Below are 24,633 nucleotides of genomic sequence, written 5' to 3' on the forward strand. Positions count from 1 at the left end.
CAGCGTTCGACCTGGACTTTTGACTGCATCCACCAAGATGCGGCAGACAAAACCACTGCACTCACTGACAGGCGACCGCTCGCTCGGTTTTCTTAGCCGCTCTTAGTCGCCACGCCTGCATTGCTGCCGACTCAGCGTTCGACCTGGACTTTTGACTGCATCCACCAAGATGCGGCAGACAAAACCACTGCACTCACTGACAGGCGACCGCTCGCTCGGTTTTCTTAGCCGCTCTTAGTCGCCACGCCTGCATTGCTGCATACCGGGCGCCGTCGAGTGCACTCGCGGAGGCGAGGACGTACGGCTGCGCGCAGCACCTCCGCTTTTGCGATTCCCCAATCCCCAATCCCCGCTTCAAGCCGACTCGCGCACCACCAGCTTCACCGCCATTTCCACCGACTCCACTGATTCGCCGGCGATCAGCGCCAATAGCCGATCCACCAGCAGGCGTGCCGCCAGCCCGAGATCCTGCCGCACCGTGGTCAGTGGCGGCTGGCTATAGGCGGCCAGCGGGATGTCGTCGAAGCCCACCAGCGAAATGTCCTGCGGCACACGATGGCCGGCTTCGACCAGGGCGCGAATCGCACCGACTGCGATCACATCGGAGGCCGCGAACAGCCCGTCCGGTGGGTCGGTCTTCTTGAGCATCGCGCGGGTCAGGCGGTAGGCGTCTTCGCTGAGAAAGTGACTGCGTGCATGCAGGCGCGTGTCGAATTCGAGCCCATGCCGCTCAAGTGCATGCCGATACCCGGCAAAGCGCGGCGCGACCTCGGGCAGTTGATCGTCGCCCAGAAAGGCGATGCGGCGCCGGCCGCTGGCGATCAGATGCTCGGTGGCAAGCGCGCCGCCCTGAAAGTTGTCGCTGCCCACGCTGATGTACGACTGCCCTTCGATCTTGCTGCCCCACACCGCCATTGGCAGACCGTCGCGCGCGGCGGCATCGAGCGCATCGTGCTCGGAGCTTTGCCCGAGCACGATCACGCCATCGGAGCGGCTGCCGCGGGCGAGTTGTTCCACCCATCCATCCTGATGCCGATCCAGCTTGGACAGCAGCATGCTGTAGCCGCGTCCGGTGAGTTCTTCGGCCAGCAACGCCAGCATGGTCATCATGAAGGGATCGGATAACGGCTGATCGAGCGCATGCATCATCGGCACTGCCACGCTCACGGTGTTTGAGCGTTTGGCGCGCAGGCTGCGTGCGATCGGGTCGACCTGATACCCGGCATCGGCGGCAATCTGCTTGATGTAGGCGCGTGTGCGCTCGGCCACCACCGGGCTGCCGGCGAGTGCGCGCGACACGGTGGATTCGGACACGCCCGCCATGCGGGCAATGTCGGCCATCTGCGGGCGGGCGCCCGGCGTTGCGCGTTCTGAAGGTTTGACCATGACAACGTGCTGCGGAAAACCAGAGTGTAATCAGTTCGCGCAGCAGGCGGGTTACTCATCGCAGTGGCGGTTGCTTGCGGGCGATGACCCACTGCAAATACGCACATCGGTGCAAGCGCACACCCTGCAGCGTGTGCTTGCCACTCGCCAGGTATGACGCTTCACAGTGGCAAATAACAACGTAGCGTGCACCGGCCGCGCCCGCCTGGCGGTGAGCACGGTAGTTTTGATGGCCGCTCTAGCCCATGTAGAGGCCGCCGTTGACGGCATAGTCCGCACCGGTCACGTAAGCGGCCTCATCGGAAGCCAGCCATGCGCACAAACCTGCAACTTCTGCAGGTTTGCCGAGCCTGCGTACCGGCACCGAGGTGGCCAGGCGGTCGAGCACGTCGGGCGGAAAGCTGCTGATCGAGGCACTGGCGATATAGCCCGGTGAAATGGTGTTGACGGTGACACCGCGCGAGGCGACTTCCTGCGCCAACGCGCGACTGAAGCCGTGCATCGCCGCCTTGGCGGTGGCGAAGTTGATCTGCCCGATCTGGCCCTTGTGTGCGCTGACCGAGCCGATATTGACGATGCGTCCCCAACCGCGCGACGTCATGCCATCGACCACCTGCTTGGTGATGTTGAACAACGAGTGCAGGTTGCTGGCGATCACCGCGTTCCAGTCGTCGCGCGTCATCTGCCGGAACAAGGTGTCGCGGCTACCGCCGGCGTTATTGACCAGCACATCGATCTCGCCGACCTCGGCCTTGACCTTGGCGAACGCTGCCACGGTGGAATCCCAATCGGCGGCATTGCCTTCGGAGGCAACGAACTCGAAGCCTTGCTCGCGCTGCTCACGCAACCACGAGGTCTTGCGCGGCGAATTGGGACCGCACCCGGCGACCACGGTATGCCCGCTGCGCGCCAGCTTCTGGCAGATCGCGGTGCCCACACTGCCCATGCCGCTGGTGACGTATGCGATGCGAAGTGTCATTGGTGTAACTCCTTCGGAGTTTGGGAATGGGGAATCGGGAGTGGGGAATCGGTAGAGCAGGAGCCGCGCTTGCGGTGTCTGTCTGTTGTCCATGTGGAAGTCAGGAATCGAAACGACAGCACAGCGCCGCCCTTACGATTCCCCATTCCCGATTCCCCATTCCCGGCGGGCGATCAGCGCGCCAACGGAAACAAGCCAAACAGCAATCCGCCCGCCAACATCAGCATCGAAATCAACACCGCCCACTTCAGCGTGAAGCGTTGGTGGTCGGCAAAGTCGACCTTGGCCAGGCCGACCAGCAGATAGGTCGAGGGCACCAGGGGGCTGAGCAGATGCACCGGCTGGCCGGCGAGCGAGGCGCGGGCCATTTCCACCGGGGTGATGCCGTAGTGGCCGGCCGCTTCGGACAGGATCGGCAGCACGCCGAAGTAGAACGCGTCGTTGGACATGAAGAACGTAAACGGCATGCTGACGATTGCGGTGATCACCGCCAGATATGGGCCCCAGCTATCCGGGATCACCGCCAGAAAACTGCGCGACATCGCTTCGACCATGCCGGTGTTGGACAGGATGCCGGTGAAGATGCCAGCGGCAAAAATCAGCGACACCACCGACAGCACGTTGCCGGCGTGATTGACCAGCCGGCGGCGCTGCTCGGCCAGGTTGGGGTAGTTGATCATCAGCGCCAGCGCAAAGCCGATCATGAACAGCACCGGCATCGGCAGCACGCCGACCACTAGTGCTGCCATCAGCGCCAGGGTCAGGATCAGGTTCACCCACAGCAGCTTGGGCCGCTTCATGTCCTCGGTGTCTTCCACGCGCGGCAACGCGTCGTTTTCCTCGGGCAGGCTGGTGTCCAGCCAGTTGCCGTCGGCCGGCAAACGCACCACGCCCAGGCGGCGACGTTCGCGCATGCCCAACAGCCAAGCCAGCGCGATGATGCCGGCGATTGCCATCGCCATCGCCGGGACCAGCGGCACGAACACATCGGCCGGATCCACATGCAAGGCGGTGGCGGCGCGCGCGGTGGGGCCGCCCCACGGGGTCAGATTCATCACACCGCTGGCCAGGATGGTCACGCAGGTGAGGTTGAGTGCGTTCATGCCCAGGCGCTGATACAGCGGCAGCATCGCCGACACGGTGATCATGTAGGTGGTGGAGCCATCGCCATCGAGCGAGATCAGCATCGCCAGGATCGCCGTGCCCATCACGATCTTCAGCGGATCGCCCTTGACCAGGCGCAGGATGCGGCCGACCAACGGATCGAACAGGCCGGCATCGATCATCACCCCGAAGTAGAGGATGGCGAACATCAGCATCACGCCGGTGGGCGCGATCTTCTTGATGCCGTCGAGCATCATCTCGTTGATGCCGGTGCCGAAGCCGCCCAGCAACGCGAACACGATCGGTACCGTGATCAGAGCCACCAGCGGCGACAACCGCTTGCTCATGATCAGGTACATGAAGGTGATCACCATTCCGAAACCGAGCGCGGTCAGCATGCGGGAAAATCCTTTGAGACGTGCAACAGGGAGAGGGTGGAGCCTGCGCATGCAGCGCGGAAGCGATGACGCGAATGCAGTTGCTTGAAACCCGGCGCGGTCACGAACGACCCATCAGAAGTCGTATTGAAAACGGCCGGTTACCGCCAGCGTGTGGTCGACCACCGCATCGACCATGCGGTCGCGGTTGCGGCTGTCGATCACGTTGAGCATCACGCGCAGGTTCGGCTTGAAATACCAGTTGCCGCCCAGCGTCCACGACTGCGTGCTGGCATCGATGAAATTGGGCTGGCCATCCATGTGCTGGTCGCCGCGCATGTAGTCGTAGCGCAAGGCCAGCTCGAACGCGCCGGACGGGCGATTGGGCGTCTTGATCCGGCTGAAACGCCCGGTCTTGCGGTCGTAGCCGCGCGACTCGCCAGTGACGAACCAGCTGACCAAGCCGTAGCTGGCCAACACCTTGGCATGCTGCCCGCCGTCGTCGAGCAGGCCGCCGCTGAATTCGCTCTGCCACGACCACGGGCCCAGCACTTCGGCGTATTCCAGCGACCATTTGTCGAAATCGGTATCGCGGCCATCGGCAAAGCGCGCCAGCGTGATGCGGCTGTTGTTGGCCAGATCGTTCTCCGGACGTGGACGGATCAGCAACGGCGCCGCACCGCCGCTGCCCGGATGCGAATAGCGCTCGTGCGCCAGCGACACACCCAGGTGGCGCAGCCGCGCCTCGCCCATCTCCGGTGCGAAGGTCAGCCGCGTGCCGAGCGCACCGCCCTTGGTGGACGAATTGTCGATACTTTCCAGGCTGTAGGCCGCCGTGGACCAGGTCGCATCGGGGCGATTGGCCTGCCACGAAATCGCCTTGCGATAGATCGGCGCCAGCGTGGTGGAGGCATAGCCGCGTTCCAGAAACGGGCCGTAGTTGGAACCGGTGCGATCGTCCAGCGAGAAGTACTGCTTGAACTGACCTACGGTCAGCGTACCGGCGGAAAACTTCTTGGCGATATACACATCGCGCGCCAGGATGCCGCGGCTGCCGGATTCGTATTGCAGGCCGGCAAATTCCGCTTCGGCCTTGTAGTTGAAGCCGTAGAACTTGCCCGCCACATCCAGCCACACCCGGCGGAACTGGGTGTCGTTGCGCTCGGGCGTGCCGCGTTCGTCGTTGTCGAACATGGTGAAGTCCCAGTGCACGCGCCCACCCACCTCGGTGGTGACCGGACCGTCGCCATCGGCCGCATGCGCCGCCGGCGCCAAGCAGATCGCGGCGCAGGCGGTGAAGACGCGCAGACGCAAGGTGTCGTTGCTCACAGACCCTCCCAGGTACATGTGTGAATCACGTTCAGCGATGCACCGCACAACCACACTGCGGCGCGTTGGCAGCAGCCTAGTCCGGCGAAGCTGTCATGGACCTGTCGTTGGGGCGGGAATGGGGAGTCGGGAATGGGGAATTGCAAGAGCGTTAAGAGCTTTTGTCTTCGCGGCCTGTTACCTTCCGGCCGCAGCCAACCGCCGTTCCGATTCCCCATTCCCCATTCCCCATTCCCCATTCCCCATTCCCCGCCCCATGCGCCTGCTGCTAGTCGAAGACAACGCCGACCTCGCCGATGCCATCGTGCGGCGCATGCGCCGCAGCGGGCATGCGGTGGACTGGCAGGCCGATGGCCTGGCGGCGGCGAGTGTGTTGCGCTATCAGAGTTTCGATCTGGTGGTGCTGGATATCGGCTTGCCCAAGCTCGATGGCTTGCGGGTGCTAGCCGGTATGCGCGAGCGCGGCGATACCACGCCGGTGCTGATGCTCACCGCGCGCGATGGCATCGAAGACCGCGTGCAGGCGCTGGATGTCGGGGCGGACGATTACCTGGGCAAGCCGTTCGACTTCCGCGAGTTCGAAGCGCGCTGTCGCGTGCTGCTGCGGCGCAATCGCGGCCAGGCCAGCGAGGTGGTGCAGATCGGCGGTTTCGTGTTCGATAACGCCGCGCACACGCTACTGCTGGACGGCGTGCCGATCGAGTTGCCCAATCGCGAATACCGGCTGTTCGAAATCCTGATCGGGCGGCTGGGGCAGGTGGTGGGCAAGGACGAGATCGGCAACGGCTTGTTCGGTTTCGACGACGATGCCGGGCCCAATGCGATCGAGCTGTATGTCGGCCGCCTGCGTCGCAAGTTGGCGGGGGCGCCGTTGCGCATCGTTACCGTACGCGGCGCCGGCTACAAACTCGAAGAAGCCGACCCGCACGCGCCGGTGGAGCCGGGCGTCGATGGCTGAGCCGCCGACGGTGGCGCCGTCGATCCGGCGCACCTTGCTGCTGTATCTGGGCAGCCTGTCGCTGCTTGGCGCGGTGGTGCTGTTCTTTGCCGCACGCGATTACGGCGAGCGTGCGGCCAATCGCTCCTACGACCATCTGCTGGTGTCCTCGGCACTGTCCATCATCGACAGCGTGGCGCTGGTCGGCGGCGACTGGCAGGTGGATCTGCCGTACGCCTCGCTGGATCTGCTTGGCATGGCGCCGGAAGACCGCGTGTTCTATCGCGTGTTCGATGCGCAAGGCCACACCATCACCGGCGAAGAAAATTTGCCGCTGCCGCCACGCCCGCCCAGCGACGAGCGCCCGCTGTTGTTCGATGCCGACTACAGCGGCGAGCCAGTCCGCTTTGCGGTGGTGATGCATCGGGTGGCATCGGCGTCCGGGCAGGGCGAAGTGCGCGTGCAAGTGGGCCAGACCCGGCGCGCGCGCGATGCGCTGGCGCGCGATGTGGTGCTCAATGCCTTGGTGGCGATCGGCGTGTTGTCGCTGCTCGCCCTGGGCCTGGTGTGGCTGGGCGTGTATCGCGCGTTGCGTCCGTTGCAGCGCATCGAGCGCGATCTGTCGCGGCGCGAGCCCTCCGACCTGAAACCGCTGAGCGTGCCGGCACCGCAGGAAATGCAGTTGATGGTGACCGCGCTCAATCGCTTCATGGCGCGGCTGTCCTCCAGCAACGAAACCTTGCGCGCGTTCATGGCCGAAGCCGCGCACCAGATGCGCACGCCGTTGGCTGCTTTGCGCGCGCAGGCGCAGCTGGCGATGGACGATGACGACCCGCGCGAGATGCAGCGCAGCCTGGTGGCGATCGAGCGCAATGCCAGCCATATGAGCCGGCTGCTCAATCAATTGCTCAGCGATGCCAGCGTGATTCACCGCGCCAATCTGCAGCGCTTTGCCACCGTGGATCTGGCCGAGGTCTTGCACCAGGCCTTGCACGAAGCGCTACCGCGTAGCGACAGTGCGCCGCGCGTGCACCTGGCGATCGACCCGCAACCGGCGCTGTTGCATGGTGATGCCTTGCTGTTACGCGAGGCGCTCAAGAACCTGATCGACAACGCCTGCAAGTACGGTGGCGGCGCGCCATTGCAGGTGGCGCTCACCAGCGATGGCAGCCACCACGTCATCACCATCGCCGATCACGGCCCCGGCATTCCCGCAGCCGAAGCCGAGCGCGTGTTCGAACGTTTCGCGCGCGGGCCGGATGCGCCGGCCGGCGGCGCGGGGCTGGGGCTAGCGATCGTCAAACGCGTGGTCGAGGCGCATGGCGGGCGCATCGATCTGGCCAACCGCGTCGGCGGCGGGCTGATCGCCTCGTTGCATTTTCCTGGAGGGACACGCTGATGCGCGTGCTGTTGCTGATGGTGGTATTGCTGGCACATGGCATCGCCTGCGCCGCGCCCGGCGATGTACGGCGGTTTCCTGCGCAGGGCCCGATGCAGGCGCAATTGCGCGTGCAGGGCTCCACCGATCTGGAGGTGTTTGGCGCGGTCATCCAGGACTACCAGCGCCTGCATCCGGGCACCGAGGTGATCTACGAAGACGTGATCGCCTGGGACATCTATGCGCGCTATCTGCATCCAGGCAAGGCTACGCCTGCTGCGGACATGCTGATCAGCGCCAGCATGGATCTGCAGACCAAGCTGGTGAACGACGGTCACGCGCTCGCGCACCGCTCCGCACAGACCGAAGCGCTGCCGGCGTGGGCGCAGTGGCGGCACGAGGTGTTCGGCATCAGCTACGAGCCGGTGGCCATCGTCTACAACACCCGCAAGCTGGCGGCCGCACGCGTACCGCGCACGCGCAGACAGCTGCTGGCCCTGTTGCGCGCGCCCGATGCGCCGCTGCGCGGCCGGGTGGGCACCTACGATGTGGAGCGCAGCGGCGTGGGCTATCTGTTCGCCACCCAGGACGGGCAGGTCGGCAGTATCGCCGGGGCGCTGCTGGCCGCGTTGGGCGCGAACCAGGTCAGGCTGGAAGAACGCACCGGCACCTTGCTCGACCGCGTCAGCCGTGGCGAGCTGTTGCTGGCCTACAACGTGCTGGGCTCGTACGCGCAGACGCGCATCGATGCCGGCGCGCCGCTGGGCATCGTGCAGCCGCAGGACTACACGCTGGTGGCGCTGCGCACTGCAGTGATCCCCAGGACTGCGCCGCATGCGCCCGAGGCGCGCAGATTCCTCGACTATCTGCTCTCGCCACGCGGCCAGCAGGTGCTCTCTCGCGAGGCGCGATTGATGCCGATCCTGCCGGCCGCCGGTGGCCGTGGCGGCTCGGCACAACCGCCATTCCGCCCGATCCCGCTGGGCCCTGGCCTGCTGGTGTATCTGGACAAACTCAAACGCCGCCAGTTCCTGGATGCCTGGCGCGCCAGCACGCAGCCGCCGCGCTAGCGCGGGCAATAACGAGCGGCGATAGGCGCTGCGCGTCCGCGCTGCGTGACCGCCAGGGGTGCATGTGCGGGAGCTGGAATCGGCGGTCGCCACGCAGGCGCCGCCGGCGCCCCGCCGCCCTGACACGCGCGCCGCCGTGGCGGTGGACGCTCGGGGACGGAAACAGACACGTCCATGTGCCAGACTTGGCGCATGGCCGATCTCACCATCCTCGTCGCCGACGACCACCCGCTGTTCCGTGCCGCCGTGATCCACGTGCTGCAGCAGACCTTGCCGCAGGCCGATGTGGTGGAAGCCTCCAGCGCCGCCACGCTGAGCGCCATGCTGCGCTCGCACCCGCAGGCCGAGCTGGTGCTGCTGGACCTGGCCATGCCGGGTGCACGTGGCTTCTCGGCGCTGTTGCACGTGCGTGGCGAGCACCCGGACATCCCGGTGGTGGTGATCTCCTCCAACGATCACCCACGCGTGATCCGGCGCGCGCAGCAGTTCGGTGCGGCCGGCTTCATTCCCAAATCCACCCCGGCCGAATCGATCGGCACCGCGGTGGCCAGCGTGCTGGAGGGCGGCACTTGGTTCCCGCCGATGACCGCCGAGCGCTCCGAGGCCGACGCGCAACTGGCCTCCAAACTCGCCCAGCTCACCCCGCAACAGTTCCGCGTCTTGCTGAGCCTGGCCGACGGCCTGCTCAACAAGCAGATCGCACACGAACTGGGGCTGGCAGAAAACACCGTCAAGGTGCACGTCACCGCAATCCTGAAAAAGCTGGATTGCTACAGCCGCACGCAGGCGGCGGTACTGGTCAAGGCATTGGAGCCGGAAGGCGAGGGCTGAGCGGATCGCTTCAGTCATGCCTCTGGAGCGAGCACGCATTCACCGCGTTCGCAGCAGCACGCTTGCGCAGACCTACCGCGCGCAAGCGTGCACCCAGACGATCGACCTGCGCGATTAAAAATCCAGCGAATATCCCAGCGTAAACGTGCGGCCGCGTCCGGCGAAGTAGCGCAGCGGTTCGACCAGGGCCGATTGCGAGTAGTAGGTGATGTACTGCTTGTCGAACAGGTTGGACACACCCATGCGCACCGAACCGCGCGGCAATGCGTAGTTGAAGGTCGCATCCACCAGCGTGTAGCCGCTGAAGCGCTTGTCGGCCTCGTCGAAGGATTGGCTGAAGGCATGCTGGGCCTGCACGAACGAGGAGAATTTCGGCGTCCATTGCGCCGACCACGAGGCGATCACGCGATTTGGCGCCACGTTGAGGCCATCCAGGCGTGCATCCAGCTGCCCATCGTTGTCGCTGTCGTAGCGGCCACGCGTGTACGCGTACGACAGGCGCAGGCGATGCGCCACATCCAGGCGATACCCCAGGCTGGCGTCCACACCCTGCACGCGGGTTTTCTCGCGGCTCATCATGAAGGCGCCATTGATCGGTACCACGCGCGTGCCCAGATCCGAGTTGGACTGGAAGTAGCTCAGGTCCGCATCTAAGGCGCCGCGCGTGAGGCGGGTGCCGGCTTCCACGCTCTTGGTCAGGATCGGTTCCAGCGTGCTCAGGTTGGCCACGCGCGTGCCCGGCGTATTGATCGCGCGCAGCACGCGGCCCACGTCCGGCATGCCGAAACCTTCGGAATAGCTGGTGAAAAAGCTCACGCCTTCGAGCGGCGTATAAACCAGGCCGGCGTTGTAGAGGGTCTGGTTGAAGTCGAGCGTGCCGCCTTCGACATCGACCCGGTTGTAGCGCCACAGCGTCTGGTAGCTGTCGATCTTCAACTCGGCTTCTTCGCGGCGCACGCCGGCGTGCAAGGTGAGCGTGGGCAGCAGCTTGTATTCGCCCTGCGCGAACAGCGACAGATTGCGATAGTCAGACTCGGGCACGTAGGTGCGCCCGCTGCCGTAGAGATCCTGCTTGCCAGTGTCTGCCAGCAGGTCGACGCCGCCGGTGAGCTTGAGCCGGCCATCGAGCAGATCGTCCTTGGTCAGGCTGATCTTGCTGCCCCACTTGGACGCCACCGACCGCGATTGGTCGTACAGCGTGCCGACTGGTGCGATGCGCGGGTCCTGAAACGTGGAGGAGTTGTCGGCGCCGAACAACCCTTCGAATTCCTGGTTGAACACCATCGCACTCAACTGCATGCCGGCCAGATCGTCATGCGTATACGACAGGCTGGAGGTCAGCACATCGTTCCACGGCGCGGTGCCTTGCGGGGTGCCGCGCACCGAGGTGGTGGGCAGGCCTTGCGCACGGTTGCCGGCGATGCCGATGTAGTCGTTGTCGTTCTTGATGCGGTAGCGGTTGACGCTGACGCTCAGGCGCTGCGCATCGGTGAGCGCGTAGCCGAGCTTGGCCAGCACGTCGTAGCTCTTGGAGGTCATCAGGTCGCCCTGGGTGTTGTCGGCACCGATCGGCCGGCCTTGTCCGTCCACATACAGGCCTTGATCGCTGTAGCTGGCCGAGAGCAGGTAATCGAGCTTGTCCGTGCGGCCGTCCACGCGGTAGCGGGTCTCAACGCTTGCGGTTTCCGCACGCGTTTCCGAGGTGGGCGCGGTGGCCTGCACATCGACGTGCTGGTTGAGCTCACCATCCTGCGGACGCCGGGTGATGATGTTGATGGTGCCGCCGGTGGCGCCCAGGCCGTTGATCGCGTTGGCGCCCTGGATCACTTCGATGCGCTCGACCATCGCATAGTCGATGGTGTGCGCTTCGCGCCCGGTGGGGCGGATCGGATTGGACTGCGGCACGCCGTCGATCAGGATCAACGGCGTGCGCCCGCGCAGCGTTTCGCCGCTGCCATTCATCTTGCCGCGGCTGGGCGTGTACGACGGAATTAGGTTGGCGAGCACGTCGGAGGAGTTGCTGGAGATCGTCAGTTGCTGCTGGATCTGCGCCTTGTCGATGATCAGCACCGTCTGCGGCGACTCGGCCACGGTCATGTTGGAACGCGAGGCGGCAACCACCACGGTGTCCAGCGTATCGGTGACATCCGATTGCGCGGAAGCGGTGGCAGAGGCGAGCAGGCAGAGCGAGGCAAGCAGCGGCATGCCGGCCGATCCGGAGACGGGAGATTTCATCAGGCAAGGAACTCCAAAACGCGGCGGCACGCGTGCAGGACACGCAAGCCGGGGCGAAAGCGACGATCAAATGGGAATCATTATCGATATTCTAGCAGGCGCGGGCGCCGCGGCGTCCGGCATGCCGCTCTGCTGCGAGCATGCGACTGCACGCTTGGCAGCATCGTTACGCTGCCGGAGCACTGCGATGCGAGTGCAGGCAGTTGCTGTGTGCTCAACAGCGTGTGCACGCCTAGCTCGACGACGTTCTGCACGCACGCTGCAAGCTGTGCGCGATGCGTCTGCCCGGGCATGCTCGCGCAGCAAAGCAGGCAACTGTCTATGCTATGCCGACCGCCATCGAACATCGCAGCTGCGGCACCGTGACCATCAAATTCGACCTCAACGATCTACAGGCATTCCGCGCCGTTGCCGAAAACGGAAGCTTTCGCCGCGCTGCCGAACAGATACGGATCACCCAGCCGGCGCTCAGCCGCAGGATCGACAAACTCGAGTCGGCGTTGAACGTCAAGTTGTTCGAGCGTACGACGCGCAAGGTGGCGCTCACCACGATCGGCCAGGCCTTCATGCCGCAGGTCGAGCGCATGCTCGACGATCTGGATCTGGCGTTGATGAGCATCGGCGATGCCGGATCGAGCAGGATGGGCACGGTGACCGTGGCGTGCGTGCCGTCTGCGGCGTACTACTTCATGCCGCAGGCGATTCACGGGCTGCATCAGCTGTTTCCGAAAATCCGCATCCGGCTGTTCGACGGCAGCGCCAGTCATGTCAGTGCGGCAGTGGCCTCCGGCGAAGCGGATTTCGGCGTCAGCTTCAGCGGCAACCTGGCACCGGAGGTCGAGTTCGAGCCGTTGCTGCAGGAGCGCTATGTAATCGCGTGCCGCCACGACCATCCCTTGTCCCGGCGCGAACAGGTCAGTTGGCAGGAAGCTTATGGCCACGACTACATCACGCTGGACAAGACATCGGGCAATCGGCTGGTGCTCGATCGGGCGCTGTCTGCCTTTACGCCGGACCGGCCCAGCATCTGCGAAACCCGCCATGTCACCACCTTGCTGGGGCTGGTGGAAGCAGGCGTCGGCATTGCCGCGGTTCCTTCGATCGCAATGCCCTCCCGCCCGCATCCGCTGCTGGCGGCGGTGCCGCTGATCGAACCGGAGGTGTTGCGCAATGTGGGAATCCTCAAACGCCGTGGACGCACGCTGACACCTGCCGCGCTCGAACTGGCTGCACTGGTGCGACGAATGCCCGCGCGCTCACGGTGAGACCGGATCCAGCCCGGTCGCACGCGCGACCGCTTGCGCCTCACGCGACTGCAGGTAGGCCAGCAGGCGCTTGGCCGCTTGCGGATGTGCCGCAGTGACCGGCACACCCGCCGCATAGCGCGTGACCGACTGCAGCGGCTCGGGGATCTTGCCGACGAAATCCACGCCTGCCACCGGAAGCAGTTCGGCCACCTGCTGAAAGCCGAGCTGGTAGCTGCCGTTGGCCACCACCGCGCCCACCGGAATGCGCTCGATCTTGCGGCTCTTGGCCATCATCGGGCCTTCGATCTGCAGCCGCTTGAACAGCGTGGTCTCGATGTAGACGCCACTGGCGCTGTCGGAGTAGGCGACGGAATCGGCCTGCAGCAACGCCTTCTTGAACTGTGCGACATTGCCGATCTTCGGCTTGCGTGCGCCGCTGCGCACCACCATGCCGATCCTGGAATCGGCCAGCTCCACCCGCGATGCGGGGTCCACCACTCCTGCATCGATCAGCTTCTGCAGCGCGCTGCCCACCATGATCACCACATCGGCATGCTCGCCGCGGGCGAGCCGGCTGGGAATGGATTGCGGCGTCTGGCCCATCGAAGGGCCGTGCAGCGTCTCGAGCGTCGTGCCGGTCTGCGTGCTGTACTGCGGCGCCAGGCGTTCGAAGGCGGCAGTGAAGCCGCCCGAGGTCATCACGGTCAGATCCTGCGCGCCTGCGGCCGGCGGCAGCAGGGCAATGGCGACAACCGCACCCAGCCATTTTTTCCACACGGCCCGCATCATTTCGCCGCTCCCGCAGCAGCATCGAGGCCGGTCGCTGTCGCTGCGTTGCCATGGCGTCGGTAGAGAAACAGCGTTGCCAACAGCGCGCACACGGACGCGAACACCAGCCAAGAGCCAGGGGCGGCCTTGTCGCCGGTGACATGGATCAACCAGGTGGACATCACCGGCGTAAAGCCGCCAAAGACCGCCGTGGCCAGGCTGTAGGCAAGCGAAAATCCCGCCACCCGTACATGCGCCGGCATGAGTTCGGTGAGCGCAGGAATCATGGCGCCGTTGTAGATGCCGTAGATGAAGGACAGCCACAGCAGCGCCTGCAACATGTGCGCAAAGCTCGGTGCGGCGGCCAGGAACGCGAGTACCGGATACGCGCTCAGTACGCACACCACCGCCATGGTCACCAGCAGCGGTTTGCGGCCGAACCGGTCGCTGAGCGCACCGCCGATCGGCAGCCAGATGAAGTTGGAGATGCCGACCAGCAGCGTCACGATCAATGCGTCGCCGGTGCTGAGTTTGAGCACGCTCTTGCCGAAGGTCGGTGCGTAGACGGTGATCAGATAAAACGCGGTCGTGGTCAGCGCCACCATCAACCCGCCGGCGATCACGGTGCCGGCATTGTTGGCCAGCCCGCGCATCACCTGCTGCATCGTGACGCGCTGCGTGCGCTGCGCAAACGCCGCAGTCTCTTCCAGGCTGCGCCGCAGCAAGAAGATGAAGGGGATGATGACGCAACCGATGGCAAAGGGAATCCGCCAGCCCCATTGCGCCAGATCCTGCGGCGCCATGAGCTGGTTGAGCGCATACCCGATGGCTGCCGCAGCGACGATGGCCACCTGCTGGCTGGCCGATTGCCAACTCGCATAGAAGCCGCGCCGCCCCGGCGTCGCCATCTCGGCCAGATACACCGACACGCCGCCCATTTCGGCACCCGCCGAAAAGCCTTGCAGCAACCGCCCGAGCAATACCAAGGCCGGTGCCCACAAACCGATGCTGGCATAGCCGGGCACCAGCACGATCAGGACGGTGCCGCTGGCCATGATTGCCAGGGTGACGATCAGGCCTTTGCGGCGGCCCACATCATCGATATACGCGCCCAGGATCACTGCACCCAGTGGACGCATCAGAAAGCCTGCGCCAAACACGGCGAAGGTCATCATCAACGAAGCGAATTCGTTGCTTGCCGGGAAGAACACCGCGGCGATCTGCGTTGCGTAGAAACCGAACAGGAAAAAGTCGAACTGCTCAAGGAAGTTGCCCGAGGTCACCCTCAGCACCATTCCCAGTTTCGACTGCCCCTTTGCCTCAAGGCTGGAAGTCTGCATAGATCGCCCTCCACGACAGGTATGCATGTGCGGAACATCTGAGGCGATCGATTCTGGTGGAGATGGCCGATGTTGATAATTGCTGCTTTCTCATCGACTGATGCAGGTTGAACATCAGCACGCATTGCAGCGGTGCTCGGCTCCCACGCGCGTCAATGCGGCAGGCGCGGCGCGCGCGTCAGCTGCGGTCAGAGATGCCGCCGGGCGCCGGCGCTTATCGAGCCTGGCAGTGGTGCATGGTCACTTCTTGGCCCGATAGACAATGATGCCCGGTGTCCTCGCGACATACTCCATGAACGGAGAGTCCACGACTTTCATGTTTTCCTTGCGGGATGAGGCGTTGCGCAGCACCGGGCCCTTGTCGGTCATGATGAAAAACCCGACGTGGGTGACGTCCAGCCCGGCCAGGGGCGTGTAGATGCCGATGTAGTCGCCGGTACGCAACCGGCTGACGACCGTGCTGTCGACGCGTTCGGTGGGAATGTAAGTGATGGTCCGGTCAACCACCGGCAGACCTGGAAGATAATTGCTGCCGTCGGCTTTCCGGTTGAGCGCTTTGGTGACGCTGACGGCATTGGGGCTGACCACTGCGGTGATATCGGTGGCGAGCTCGTACGGTCTGTTGGCCCAATCGGTAAAGAAATGCTTGCGATGGGTAAAGCTGACAACGCCCTCGACGTAGCGGGTCAGCACCAGGTGATTGACGAAATCCTGCTGTGAGTAAGCCTTTCGTGCCGCCTCGACGTAATCCAGATAAGTGAAGCAGTCCAATCCGGTGAAGTCGATGATCAGTTTTTGTGGCGTGGTGGCCGAGCCCTGCAAGACATGGTCGCGGTAGGGCGTGCCTAGAAATTCTGCCGAGATCGCGTCAATCAGGTGGCCTGGGCTTAATCCCCTATGGTTTGAGGCCTGATCCAGCACGGCATTCAATTTATTGACCGTGTAGGGATCCATGGTCGCGCGCGATGGCGGCGATGGCGGCGCTGGCTGCGTGACGCCGGAGGACGTTTCCGCCTGCGCTGGAAATCCCCCTGCGCAGCTCGCAAAGAGCAGTGACATCAGCAGCGGTAGCGTTGTCTTGAACATCGCATTTCCGGCTTTCGGGGGGGGCAGGCTGCAATGGTCGAGCAGATTATGAGTTGCTGCACCAGCGATCACGAAGACGTGCTGCACGATCCGAACGTGGCATGTGTGGCCACGGGCAGCATCACCCACGCCGCAGCAACATCTGCGTCACCAGCGCACGCAGTGCCGGCGGGCGCACTGGCTTGGACAACAATCCCCAGCCCAGGTCCAGCGCATGCTCGCGCAGCGCGGGGTCGGGTTCTGCGGTGACCAGGATCACGCGCGGTTCGCGTTGCCAGCGTTGCACCAACTGCGGCAGCAAGATGGGGCCGTAGTGCTCGCCCATGCGCACGTCCAGCAGCAGCAGTTCCGGCACCTCGTCGGCGTTGGCGGCGGCCAATGCATCGTCGGGACCACCGGCAAAATCCACCCGGCATTCCCAGCGTTCGAGCAGGACGCGCGTGGCTTCGCACACGCGTGGCTCATCGTCCACGCACCAGACGCGGCAGCCGTGCAGAATCGGGTCGTTGGCGTTTTCTGCAGTGGTGGTGGGCGGCGGCAATTGCTTGGCGATGGCGGCACGCTCGCCCAGCGGCAGCGTTACCGAAAATACGCTGCCGCTCCCCAGCGTGGAATGCAGGCCGATGCGGTGACCGAGCAGGCGGCCGATGCGCTCGACGATGGCAAGCCCCAGGCCGGCGCCGCGGTCGTTGGCCACGCCGTCGTCCAGGCGGCGGAATTCTTCGAAGATTTCATGCTGCAGTGTTTCGGGAATGCCGGGTCCTTGATCGTGCACTTCGATGCGCAGCCAGCCGCCACGGCGACGACAGCCGATCAGCACCCGCCCACGCGGGGTGTAGCGGATGGCATTGGAGAGAAAGTTCTGCAGGATGCGCCGCAGCAGGTTTTCATCGCTCAACACCACCGCCGAGGTGGGCACCCAATCCAGCACCAGGCCGCGGTCTTCGGCCAGGATGCCGAACTCGCGTGCCAGCGTTTCCAGCAGCGGGGCGATGGCGAAATCGCGCACCTGGGTTTTCAGGCTGCCCGCTTCCAGCCGCGAGATATCCAGCAGGCTGTTGAGGATGGCGTCCTGCGCGGCCAGCGCGCCTTCGATGTTGTCGACCACGCGCGCGCTGCCGGTCTCGCGCACCTGGCCGCGCAACACCGAGACGAACATGCGCGCGGCGTTGAGCGGCTGCAGCAGGTCGTGCACGGCCGAGGCGACGAAGCGGGTCTTGTAGCGATTGGCGCTCTCGGCCTCGCGCTTGGCGGCGGCCAGATCGCGAGTGCGTTCGGCCACGCGGTGTTCCAGCGCGTCGGCCAACGAGCGCAGTTCGCGTGCGGCATTCTTGTAGCTGGTGATGTCGGCGTAACTGGTGACGAAGCCGCCATCGGGCAGCGGATTGCCGCGGATTTCCAGCACCGTGCCGTCTTCCTTCTCGCTCTCGCGCATATGCGGTTTGCCGCTGCGCAAGTGGTTCAAACGGCGCTCGATCGCCGCTTCGATCGGCCCCGGACCGAGCAGGCCGCGGCGTGCGTTGAAGCGGAACAGGTCTTCGATCGGGCGGCCGGTCTTGAGCAGCTCGGGCGGGAAGCGGAACAGCTCGACATAGCGCGAATTCCACGCCACCAGATTGAGCGCATCGTCGATCACCACCACGCCTTGCGGCAGGTGTTCCAGGCTGCGGCTCAAGCCGGCATTGGCCTGCTGCGCGGCGGTGACCACGCCATCCTGGGCGGTGCGCAGTTCTTCGGCGTGTTGTTGCAGCAGTGTTTCCAGTTCGTCCCGGCTGCGCTGACGCAAAGCCGCCAGCCGCCGCCGTTGCTGCACGAACAACCACAGCAAGGCCAGTGCCAGCCATGCACCGGCGGCGGCAATCGCAGCGGCGCGGCCGGCCGCCGCGCTGGCGCGGGTGTCGTGCAGCAGATGCAGGCGCCAGCCGCTTTCGGGCACTTCCAGGGTCTGCCACAGCACCGGGCCGGCGAGCGCTGGCTCGCGGACCTCGGCCAATACGCCACCGTTGCCGGTCTGCTCGATCAGCCGGCGCTGCAACGGCAGCAATCCCTGGTCGGCGTACTGGCGGGTGCTCTGCAATTCGCTGCGATCGCGCAGGCTCAACGGTGCCAGCATGCGGTAGCGCCATTCGGGGCGGCTGGCCAGAAACACCACGTCGTGCGCATCGGAGGCCAGCACGATGTCCGGGGTCTGCAGCCATTCGCGTTCCAGTGCGGCCAGCGCGATCTTGATCACCACCACGCCCTGCACCTGGCCGGCGGAGTCGACGATGGCCTGCGACAGGAAATAGCCCGGCTCGCTGGTGGTCATGCCGATGCCGTAAAAGCTGCCGCTGCCGGTGACCAGTGCCTGCTGGTAATAAGGGCGGAAGGCGTAGTCCACGCCCACATTGCTGCGCGGCGCGCGCCAGTTGCTGGCCGCCAACGCGATACCACTGCGGTCGATCACCGTCAGCGTGGACGATTGGGTGACGTTGTTGGCGCGTTCGAGTTTGTCGTTGAGCTGTTCCACCTGCGCGGCCGACAACGGCCCGGACACCGCAGCGCGCAGCTCCGGGTCCAGCGCCAGAATCTGCGGCAAGGTGCGATAGCGATCGATACGCTGCTGCAAGGCCTGCGCATACAGCCGTAGCTGACGCCGCACGGTGGCGCTTTCGTCGCGCAAGGCGTTCTGCTCGACAAAATGCCCGGCCGCGAACATGGCCACCAACATGCCGCCCAATACGATGGACAGCGTGAACAGCAGGCGGCGGCGTTGCGAGGCGTACATGCGGCAAGTATGGCGGTGCGCAGGTACATCGCGCAGCTATCGCCGCGGATATCCGCACCGACTACAGCCCCGCATGACCACCAAACAAGCCCCCTACAAACGACTGCGGCCGCATCCTCGGAAGGATGCGGCCGCATAGGCACACACGCTGGTGTGCGTTACAGCATCACTGCGTTGAAGCGGCCAACCAAGGCAACGCGCGGCCAACCAGGCCCGCGTTGCATCTGCTCAACAGCGCTTAAAACTGCACCTGCGCACGCAGTTCCATCACGTGCGGGGTCTCATGCACGCCATTGCGCGAGGAATCCACCCAGCTGTAGTTGGCCTGCATCTTGAAGTGGCTGGTGAGGTACCAGTTGGCACCGATGGTGGTGTCGTGCTGGCGGCCGCCGTGGACGTTGTTGTCTTCCAGATTCAGACGGCTGTAGCGGGCGGTCAGCTCGACCGCGCCGTAGTCGTGCGCCGGCTTGATATTGCCCGGGACGCCGCCGGCATAGGTGCGCGACTCACCGGTCAGCGACCAGGTGCCGTAGAGGTACTGGCCCTGCGCGATGAAGTGCGGCTGGCCGGCATTACGCGCCACTTCGGCACGCAGCGCTTCGCTCTGCAGCGAGAACGGGCCGTGGATCCAGACCGCTTCCACGCCGGTGCGGATCACGTGATCCACATCGAGGATGGTGCCGGTGTCGATCAGACGCACGTCGGTCAGGCCGGCTTCTGGGCGGGCACGCAGGCGCACGCGCGGGCTGAAGGACACGCCGCGGCCGTCGCTGAAGCCGCGCGGGTTTTCGACCGAGCCGGCGATACCAAGGTGCAGCACGTCGCCTTCGGCCTTGAACGGGGTCCATGCCGCATGCACGGCCTGGGTGGTGCCCGGGTTGTCGCCCTGCAGATCCTGGCCGCCGTACGCGCCGGCCTGCAGCAGGTACTGCTGACGCTCCAGCGTCCACTCCACACCGGTGCGGCGGCCCTGGAACACCGCCTGCACCGGCAGGCCCAGTTCCATGAAGCTGCCCGCGCGCGAGCTCTGCACCGCTTCCAGACCCACCGGCACCTTCATGTAGCCCAGCCGCACGCGACCGTAATCCTGGCCCAGCAGTGCCTTGGTCTCGAAGCGGAAAAACACGTCCAGCCACAGCTTGGCCTCGAAGTCGAAATACACCATGGCGTCGTAGGCGCCCTTCTTCTTGAGGGTGGCGCCGAATTCCTTACGGCGGAAGTCGGTGCGGTCTTCCAGACGGTCGTCGCCGGAGAAGTTGTTGTCGTCGTAGGCGTAGTTGCCGGTCAGACCCAGCTCGGTGCCATCACCGAAGGTGTACTTGGTCGGCCAGTTTTCGATCGAGGTGGCCGCATTGGCGGCAGCGGGCGCGGCGGCGATGGCCAACGCAAGAACGAGCGGATTGAGGCGCATAGGAATGATCTTCGGCAATGAGAAGGGGCCGGGCGTCCTGCCATGGCGGTCGCAATGAACAGCTTCAGCAAGCGCGCAGGTTCCGGGCATCGAACGCACAGGGAATCGTTGTCTGTGTTAAACGAAATTAACGGCCGGCGGTGGCGCCGCTGAAGTGTAAGACGGCGTTCAGCCCGCGGACAGTGCGTAGTACCAATGGGCTATCGGCCCTGGCTGTGACGTGCGGCCAGAATGCGTGCACCGGGTGCCTGCTCAGGCGCCCTCTATGTTCCCTCGGAGTGGTGTCATGCACATCAGCAAGCCTGCCGGCCCGTTGCCGGCGTCCGTCCCCTTCTACCGCCAGCTGTACTTCCAGGTGGTGGTGGCGATCGTCCTGGGCGCCTTGCTCGGCCATTTCGAGCCGGCCTTCGCCGAAAGCCTCAAGCCGTTGGGCGACGCCTTCATCAAGCTGGTGAAGATGATCATCGCCCCGGTGATCTTCCTGACCATCGTCACCGGCATCGCCGGCATGACCCATCTCAAGACGGTGGGCCGGGTCTTCGCCAAGTCGATGGCCTACTTTTTGTTCTTCTCCACGCTGGCGTTGATCGTGGGCATGATCGTGGCGCACGTGGTGCAGCCCGGCGCCGGCATGAACATCAACCCGGCCGAGCTGGATCAGAGCGCGGTCAACACCTACGTGCAGAAATCGCACGAGCTGAGCCTGGTCGGCTTCTTGATGGACATCATCCCGGCCACGCTGATCAGCGCGTTCGTTGATGGCAACATCCTGCAGGTGCTGTTCGTGGCGGTGCTGTTCGGTATCGCGCTGGCCCTGGTCGGTGAACGTGGCCGCCCGGTGCTGAGCTTTCTGGAGGCGTTGACCGCCCCGGTGTTCCGTCTGGTGCACATGTTGATGAAGGCCGCGCCGATCGGTGCATTCGGTGCGATCGCCTTCACCATCGGCAAGTACGGGCTGGACTCGCTGGTCAATCTGGCCTGGCTGGTGGGTTCGTTCTATGTGACCTCGCTGTTCTTCGTACTGGTGATCCTGGGCATTGTTTGTCGCCTGTGCGGCTTTTCGGTGCTCAAGCTGATCCGCTATCTCAAGGCCGAGCTGCTGCTGGTGCTTGGCACCTCTTCGTCGGAGTCGGCGCTGCCGTCGCTGATGGAAAAGATGGAAAAGGCCGGCTGCGAGAAGTCGGTGGTGGGCCTGGTGGTGCCGACCGGCTATTCGTTCAATCTGGACGGCACCAACATCTACATGACCCTGGCCGCATTGTTCATCGCCCAGGCCACCAACGTGGACCTGACCCTGGGCCAGCAGATCACCTTGCTGGCGGTGGCGATGCTCAGCTCCAAGGGCGCGGCCGGCGTGACCGGTGCCGGCTTCATCACCCTGGCGGCCACGCTGTCGGTGGTGCCGGACGTGCCGGTGGCCGGCATGGCGCTGATCCTGGGCGTGGACCGTTTCATGAGCGAGTGCCGCTCGCTGACCAACTTCATCGGCAATGCGGTCGCCACGGTGGTGGTGTCGCGCTGGGAAAATGCGCTGGATCGCGACCAGTTGAAGCTGGTGCTGGATGGCGGTTCGCCGCCGCTGCAGGCGCCGGTGGCCTCGACCGACGTCGTCGCACCGATCAGCGCGCGCTGATGCTTCCTGCGGCCCTGTATTCCGCCGGTGATGCCGGCGGGATACAGGGCCGTTTTCGCTTTGAGCCAGACCCCGGCCGCAGCGCACGACGCGCTGCAGCATGCAAACTCCCTGCCGCGCTGACAGCTGCGCGACAGGCCCTTGTTCAGGCAGGAGGGTAGAATTCAGCCCTCCTGCGCCTTCGAGACCCACACAGCCGATGTCCAACGACGACTTCAAACAGGCCGCCCTCGACTACCACCGCCAGCAGCCGGCCGGCAAGATCAAGGTCACCGCGACCAAGCCGATGCTGACCCAGCGCGATCTGTCGCTGGCGTATTCGCCGGGCGTGGCCTTCGCCTGCGAGGCGATCGTCGAAGAACCCACCCAGGCCAGCGAGCTCACCGCGCGCGGCAATCTGGTGGCGGTCATCACCAACGGCACCGCGGTGCTGGGCTTGGGCAACATCGGCCCGCTGGCGTCCAAGCCGGTGATGGAAGGCAAGGGCGTGCTGTTCCAGAAGTTCGCCGGCATCGATGTGTTCGACATCGAGATCAACGAAAACGACCCGGACAAGCTGGTGGACATCATCGCCAGCCTGGAGCCGACCTTCGGCGGCATCAATCTGGAAGACATCAAGGCGCCGGAGTGCTTCATCGTCGAGCGCAAGCTGCGCGAGCGCATGAACATCCCGGTGTTCCATGACGACCAGCACGGCACCGCGATCATCGTCGGCGCCGCCGTGCTCAACGCGCTGGTGGTCACCGGCAAGAAGATCGAAGAGGTCAAGCTGGCCACCACCGGCATGGGCGCGGCCGGCATTTCCTGCGTCAACATGCTGGTCTCGCTGGGCCTGAAGCCGGAGAACATCCTGGCGCTGGACCGCGACGGCGTGATCCACACCGGCCGCACCGATCTGGACCCGGACAAGCAGCGCTACGCACGCGATACCGACAAGCGCACCCTGGCCGAGATCGTCGAGGGGGCGGACATCTTCCTGGGCCTGTCGGCGGCCGGCATCCTCAAGCCGGAAATGGTCGCCAGCATGGCGCGCCAGCCGGTGATCTTCGCGCTGGCCAATCCCAACCCGGAAATCACCCCGGAAGCGGCCAAGGCGGTGCGTCCGGATTGCATCATCGGCACCGGCCGTTCGGACTACCCGAACCAGATCAACAACGTGCTGTGCTTCCCTTACCTGTTCCGCGGCGCGCTGGATGTGGGCGCCACCGGCATCAACGAGGAAATGAAGATCGCCTGCGTCAAGGCGATTGCGGCGATGGCACGGCGCGAGGCCTCCGACCTGGGTGCGGCCTACGGCGGCGAGACCCCGAGTTTCGGCCCGGAATACCTGATTCCGCGCCCGCTGGACCCGCGTCTGCTGGTGGAGTTGTCCTCGGCGGTTGCGCAGGCGGCGATGGATTCGGGCGTGGCCACGCGCCCGATCGAGGACATGGAGGCCTATCGCGACAAGCTTGGCCAGTTCGTCTACCGCACCAGCCTGATGATGAAGCCGGTCTACGACCGTGCGCGCGCCGACAAACAGCGCGTGGTGTATGCCGAAGGCGAAGAGGAAGTGGTGCTGCGCGCGGTGCAGAACGTGGTCGACGAAGGCCTGGCCTTCCCGATCCTGATCGGCCGCCCGGACGTCATCGAGGCGCGTATCGAACGCATGGGTCTGCGCCTGACCGCCGGGGTGGACTTTGAAATCACCAACATCTACGACGACCCGCGCTTCAACGAGTATTGGCAGTATTACCACGCACTGACCGAACGTCGTGGCGTAACCGTCACCGCCGCCAAGGAGTTGATGCGCTCGCGTCCGACCTTGATTGCTGCGGTGATGGTGGCGCGTGGCGAGGCCGATGCGATGCTGTCCGGGGTGGTCGGTCGCTTCCACAAGAAGCTGGGTTACGCCCGCAGCGTGATTCCGCTGGAACCGCGCGTGAGCTCCACCTCGGCGATGACCGGTGTGATCAACCAGCTGGGCGTGTTCTTCTTCCTGGATACGCATGTGCAGGAAGACCCGACCGTCGAACAAGTGGTGGAAGCCACGTTGCAGGCCGCGTATCGCCTCAAGCTGTTCGGCATCGAGCCCAACATCGCGCTGCTGTCGCACTCCAACTTCGGCAGCCACGATTCGCGCGATGCCTTGAAGATGCGTGCGGTGCGCGAGGCACTGCTCAAGCGCAAGCCCGAGCTCAACATCGACGGCGAAATGCAGGGCGACACCGCCTGGGACGAAGCGCTGCGCAAGCAGATCATGCCCAACAGCACGCTGAAGGGCCGTGCCAACCTGTTCGTGCTGCCAAACCTGGAAGCGGCCAACATCGCCTACAACCTGGTGCGCGTATTCACCGACGGCGTGGCGATCGGGCCGATCCTGATGGGCATCTCCAAGCCGGTGCACATCCTCACCACCAGCGCCACCTCGCGCCGGGTGATGAACATGACCGCGATTGCGGCGGTGGATGCGCAGATCCGCAAGCAGCGCGATGCGGAAAAAGCGGTAGCCGATAAGGGGAATGGTTGAGAGATCGGTTGCTGATAAAGCAACGATAGGAAAGGCAGCGGCTGAGGCCATGAAAAGCGGCGGCTGAGCAAGCAATGCTCGAAAGCCCCTCTCCCCCCGGGAGAGGGGCTGGGGTGAGGGTACGGTTTCTCCGGTTAGTGCCAAGCAAACGGCTGTCAGTCGCTGGCTTCGGTGAGGGGCATCAGCGCGTCCGGGAACTGGCTCTTCGGCTCGGTCAGACATCCTGTCTGACTCGCCGCGCGGCAC

The 24,633-nt window shown here is 64.8% G+C and carries 17 protein-coding genes; 7 read left to right on the forward strand and 10 right to left on the reverse strand.

From position 1 onward, the window contains the following. Window positions 1-354 precede the first annotated feature (354 nt). The 4 genes from ABS769_RS18250 to ABS769_RS18265 all read right to left on the reverse strand — a co-directional run bounded on the left by ABS769_RS18250 (window position 355) and on the right by ABS769_RS18265 (window position 5,175). On the reverse strand, window positions 355-1,386 hold the full coding sequence (locus ABS769_RS18250; protein WP_317061182.1) for a LacI family DNA-binding transcriptional regulator: 1,032 nt from the start codon (window positions 1,384-1,386) through the stop codon (window positions 355-357). Between the two features lie 238 nt (window positions 1,387-1,624). Further along, window positions 1,625-2,365, reverse strand: a complete 741-nt coding sequence (gene phbB, locus ABS769_RS18255) for an acetoacetyl-CoA reductase (RefSeq protein ID WP_023905067.1) — start codon at window positions 2,363-2,365, stop codon at window positions 1,625-1,627. A gap of 173 nt (window positions 2,366-2,538) precedes the next feature. Continuing rightward, entirely contained in the window at window positions 2,539-3,867 is a 1,329-nt protein-coding gene (locus tag ABS769_RS18260; RefSeq protein WP_115040946.1) for a CitMHS family transporter, read from the reverse strand. A gap of 114 nt (window positions 3,868-3,981) precedes the next feature. Next, window positions 3,982-5,175 (reverse strand): OprO/OprP family phosphate-selective porin, encoded by a 1,194-nt coding sequence (locus ABS769_RS18265; protein WP_350498223.1) that lies wholly within the window; start codon window positions 5,173-5,175, stop codon window positions 3,982-3,984. Window positions 5,176-5,431: 256 nt separating this feature from the next. Between ABS769_RS18265 and ABS769_RS18270 the strand changes: the two genes are divergently transcribed. From ABS769_RS18270 to ABS769_RS18285, 4 genes are all read left to right on the forward strand, one after another. Further along, window positions 5,432-6,133: a response regulator gene (locus ABS769_RS18270; protein ID WP_104549768.1), complete on the forward strand. Its 702-nt coding sequence runs from the start codon at window positions 5,432-5,434 to the stop codon at window positions 6,131-6,133. Further along, window positions 6,126-7,511: a sensor histidine kinase N-terminal domain-containing protein gene (locus ABS769_RS18275; protein WP_317061180.1), complete on the forward strand. Its 1,386-nt coding sequence runs from the start codon at window positions 6,126-6,128 to the stop codon at window positions 7,509-7,511. Before ABS769_RS18270 ends, ABS769_RS18275 begins: the two co-directional genes overlap by 8 nt. Beyond that, on the forward strand, window positions 7,511-8,560 hold the full coding sequence (locus ABS769_RS18280) for an ABC transporter substrate-binding protein (RefSeq protein WP_350498224.1): 1,050 nt from the start codon (window positions 7,511-7,513) through the stop codon (window positions 8,558-8,560). Before ABS769_RS18275 ends, ABS769_RS18280 begins: the two co-directional genes overlap by 1 nt. A 192-nt stretch (window positions 8,561-8,752) precedes the next feature. Continuing rightward, a complete protein-coding gene (locus tag ABS769_RS18285; RefSeq protein WP_024938967.1) occupies window positions 8,753-9,391 on the forward strand; it encodes a response regulator in 639 nt (212 codons plus the stop codon). A 114-nt stretch (window positions 9,392-9,505) separates the two neighbouring features. On the opposite strand, the gene ABS769_RS18290 is transcribed toward ABS769_RS18285, so the two are convergent. Beyond that, entirely contained in the window at window positions 9,506-11,626 is a 2,121-nt protein-coding gene (locus ABS769_RS18290) for a TonB-dependent receptor (RefSeq protein ID WP_317061178.1), read from the reverse strand. Between the two features lie 362 nt (window positions 11,627-11,988). Between ABS769_RS18290 and ABS769_RS18295 the strand changes: the two genes are divergently transcribed. Next, window positions 11,989-12,891: a LysR family transcriptional regulator gene (locus ABS769_RS18295; protein ID WP_317061177.1), complete on the forward strand. Its 903-nt coding sequence runs from the start codon at window positions 11,989-11,991 to the stop codon at window positions 12,889-12,891. Here ABS769_RS18295 and ABS769_RS18300 read toward each other — a convergent pair. From ABS769_RS18300 to ABS769_RS18320, 5 genes are all read right to left on the reverse strand, one after another. Beyond that, window positions 12,883-13,650, reverse strand: coding sequence for a substrate-binding domain-containing protein (locus tag ABS769_RS18300; protein ID WP_317061221.1), 768 nt, complete (start codon window positions 13,648-13,650; stop codon window positions 12,883-12,885). The genes ABS769_RS18295 and ABS769_RS18300 overlap by 9 nt on opposite strands. Window positions 13,651-13,658: 8 nt before the next feature. Next, entirely contained in the window at window positions 13,659-15,008 is a 1,350-nt protein-coding gene (locus tag ABS769_RS18305) for an MFS transporter (protein WP_317061176.1), read from the reverse strand. A 213-nt stretch (window positions 15,009-15,221) separates the two neighbouring features. Further along, complete coding sequence (locus tag ABS769_RS18310) at window positions 15,222-16,154, reverse strand: DUF1460 domain-containing protein (RefSeq protein WP_317061175.1); 933 nt, start codon at window positions 16,152-16,154, stop codon at window positions 15,222-15,224. A 34-nt stretch (window positions 16,155-16,188) separates the two neighbouring features. Further along, window positions 16,189-18,834 (reverse strand): hybrid sensor histidine kinase/response regulator, encoded by a 2,646-nt coding sequence (locus ABS769_RS18315; RefSeq protein ID WP_317061174.1) that lies wholly within the window; start codon window positions 18,832-18,834, stop codon window positions 16,189-16,191. 238 nt (window positions 18,835-19,072) lie between these two features. Then, window positions 19,073-20,245 (reverse strand): OprO/OprP family phosphate-selective porin, encoded by a 1,173-nt coding sequence (locus ABS769_RS18320; RefSeq protein WP_043889421.1) that lies wholly within the window; start codon window positions 20,243-20,245, stop codon window positions 19,073-19,075. Between the two features lie 286 nt (window positions 20,246-20,531). On the opposite strand from ABS769_RS18320, the gene ABS769_RS18325 reads away from it, so the two are divergent. Next, window positions 20,532-21,878 (forward strand): dicarboxylate/amino acid:cation symporter, encoded by a 1,347-nt coding sequence (locus ABS769_RS18325; protein ID WP_317061173.1) that lies wholly within the window; start codon window positions 20,532-20,534, stop codon window positions 21,876-21,878. Between the two features lie 199 nt (window positions 21,879-22,077). Beyond that, a complete protein-coding gene (locus ABS769_RS18330) occupies window positions 22,078-24,387 on the forward strand; it encodes an NADP-dependent malic enzyme (RefSeq protein WP_317061172.1) in 2,310 nt (769 codons plus the stop codon). Window positions 24,388-24,633: the final 246 nt, after the last annotated feature.

The sequence above is a fragment of the Xanthomonas hortorum genome (assembly GCF_040279205.1).
Lineage (GTDB): Bacteria > Pseudomonadota > Gammaproteobacteria > Xanthomonadales > Xanthomonadaceae > Xanthomonas > Xanthomonas hortorum_F.

Bases quoted from the DNA above. Each gene is read 5' to 3' on its own strand.
- ABS769_RS18290 (WP_317061178.1), bottom strand. From the start codon at position 11,626: ATGAAATCTCCCGTCTCCGGATCGGCCGGCATGCCGCTGCTTGCCTCG.
- ABS769_RS18330 (WP_317061172.1), top strand. From the start codon at position 22,078: ATGTCCAACGACGACTTCAAACAGGCCGCCCTCGACTACCACCGCCAG.
- ABS769_RS18270 (WP_104549768.1), top strand. From the start codon at position 5,432: ATGCGCCTGCTGCTAGTCGAAGACAACGCCGACCTCGCCGATGCCATC.
- ABS769_RS18280 (WP_350498224.1), top strand. From the start codon at position 7,511: ATGCGCGTGCTGTTGCTGATGGTGGTATTGCTGGCACATGGCATCGCC.
- ABS769_RS18260 (WP_115040946.1), bottom strand. From the start codon at position 3,867: ATGCTGACCGCGCTCGGTTTCGGAATGGTGATCACCTTCATGTACCTG.
- ABS769_RS18325 (WP_317061173.1), top strand. From the start codon at position 20,532: ATGCACATCAGCAAGCCTGCCGGCCCGTTGCCGGCGTCCGTCCCCTTC.
- ABS769_RS18250 (WP_317061182.1), bottom strand. From the start codon at position 1,386: ATGGTCAAACCTTCAGAACGCGCAACGCCGGGCGCCCGCCCGCAGATG.
- ABS769_RS18320 (WP_043889421.1), bottom strand. From the start codon at position 20,245: ATGCGCCTCAATCCGCTCGTTCTTGCGTTGGCCATCGCCGCCGCGCCC.
- phbB (WP_023905067.1), bottom strand. From the start codon at position 2,365: ATGACACTTCGCATCGCATACGTCACCAGCGGCATGGGCAGTGTGGGC.
- ABS769_RS18315 (WP_317061174.1), bottom strand. From the start codon at position 18,834: ATGTACGCCTCGCAACGCCGCCGCCTGCTGTTCACGCTGTCCATCGTA.
- ABS769_RS18305 (WP_317061176.1), bottom strand. From the start codon at position 15,008: ATGCATACCTGTCGTGGAGGGCGATCTATGCAGACTTCCAGCCTTGAG.
- ABS769_RS18275 (WP_317061180.1), top strand. From the start codon at position 6,126: ATGGCTGAGCCGCCGACGGTGGCGCCGTCGATCCGGCGCACCTTGCTG.
- ABS769_RS18285 (WP_024938967.1), top strand. From the start codon at position 8,753: ATGGCCGATCTCACCATCCTCGTCGCCGACGACCACCCGCTGTTCCGT.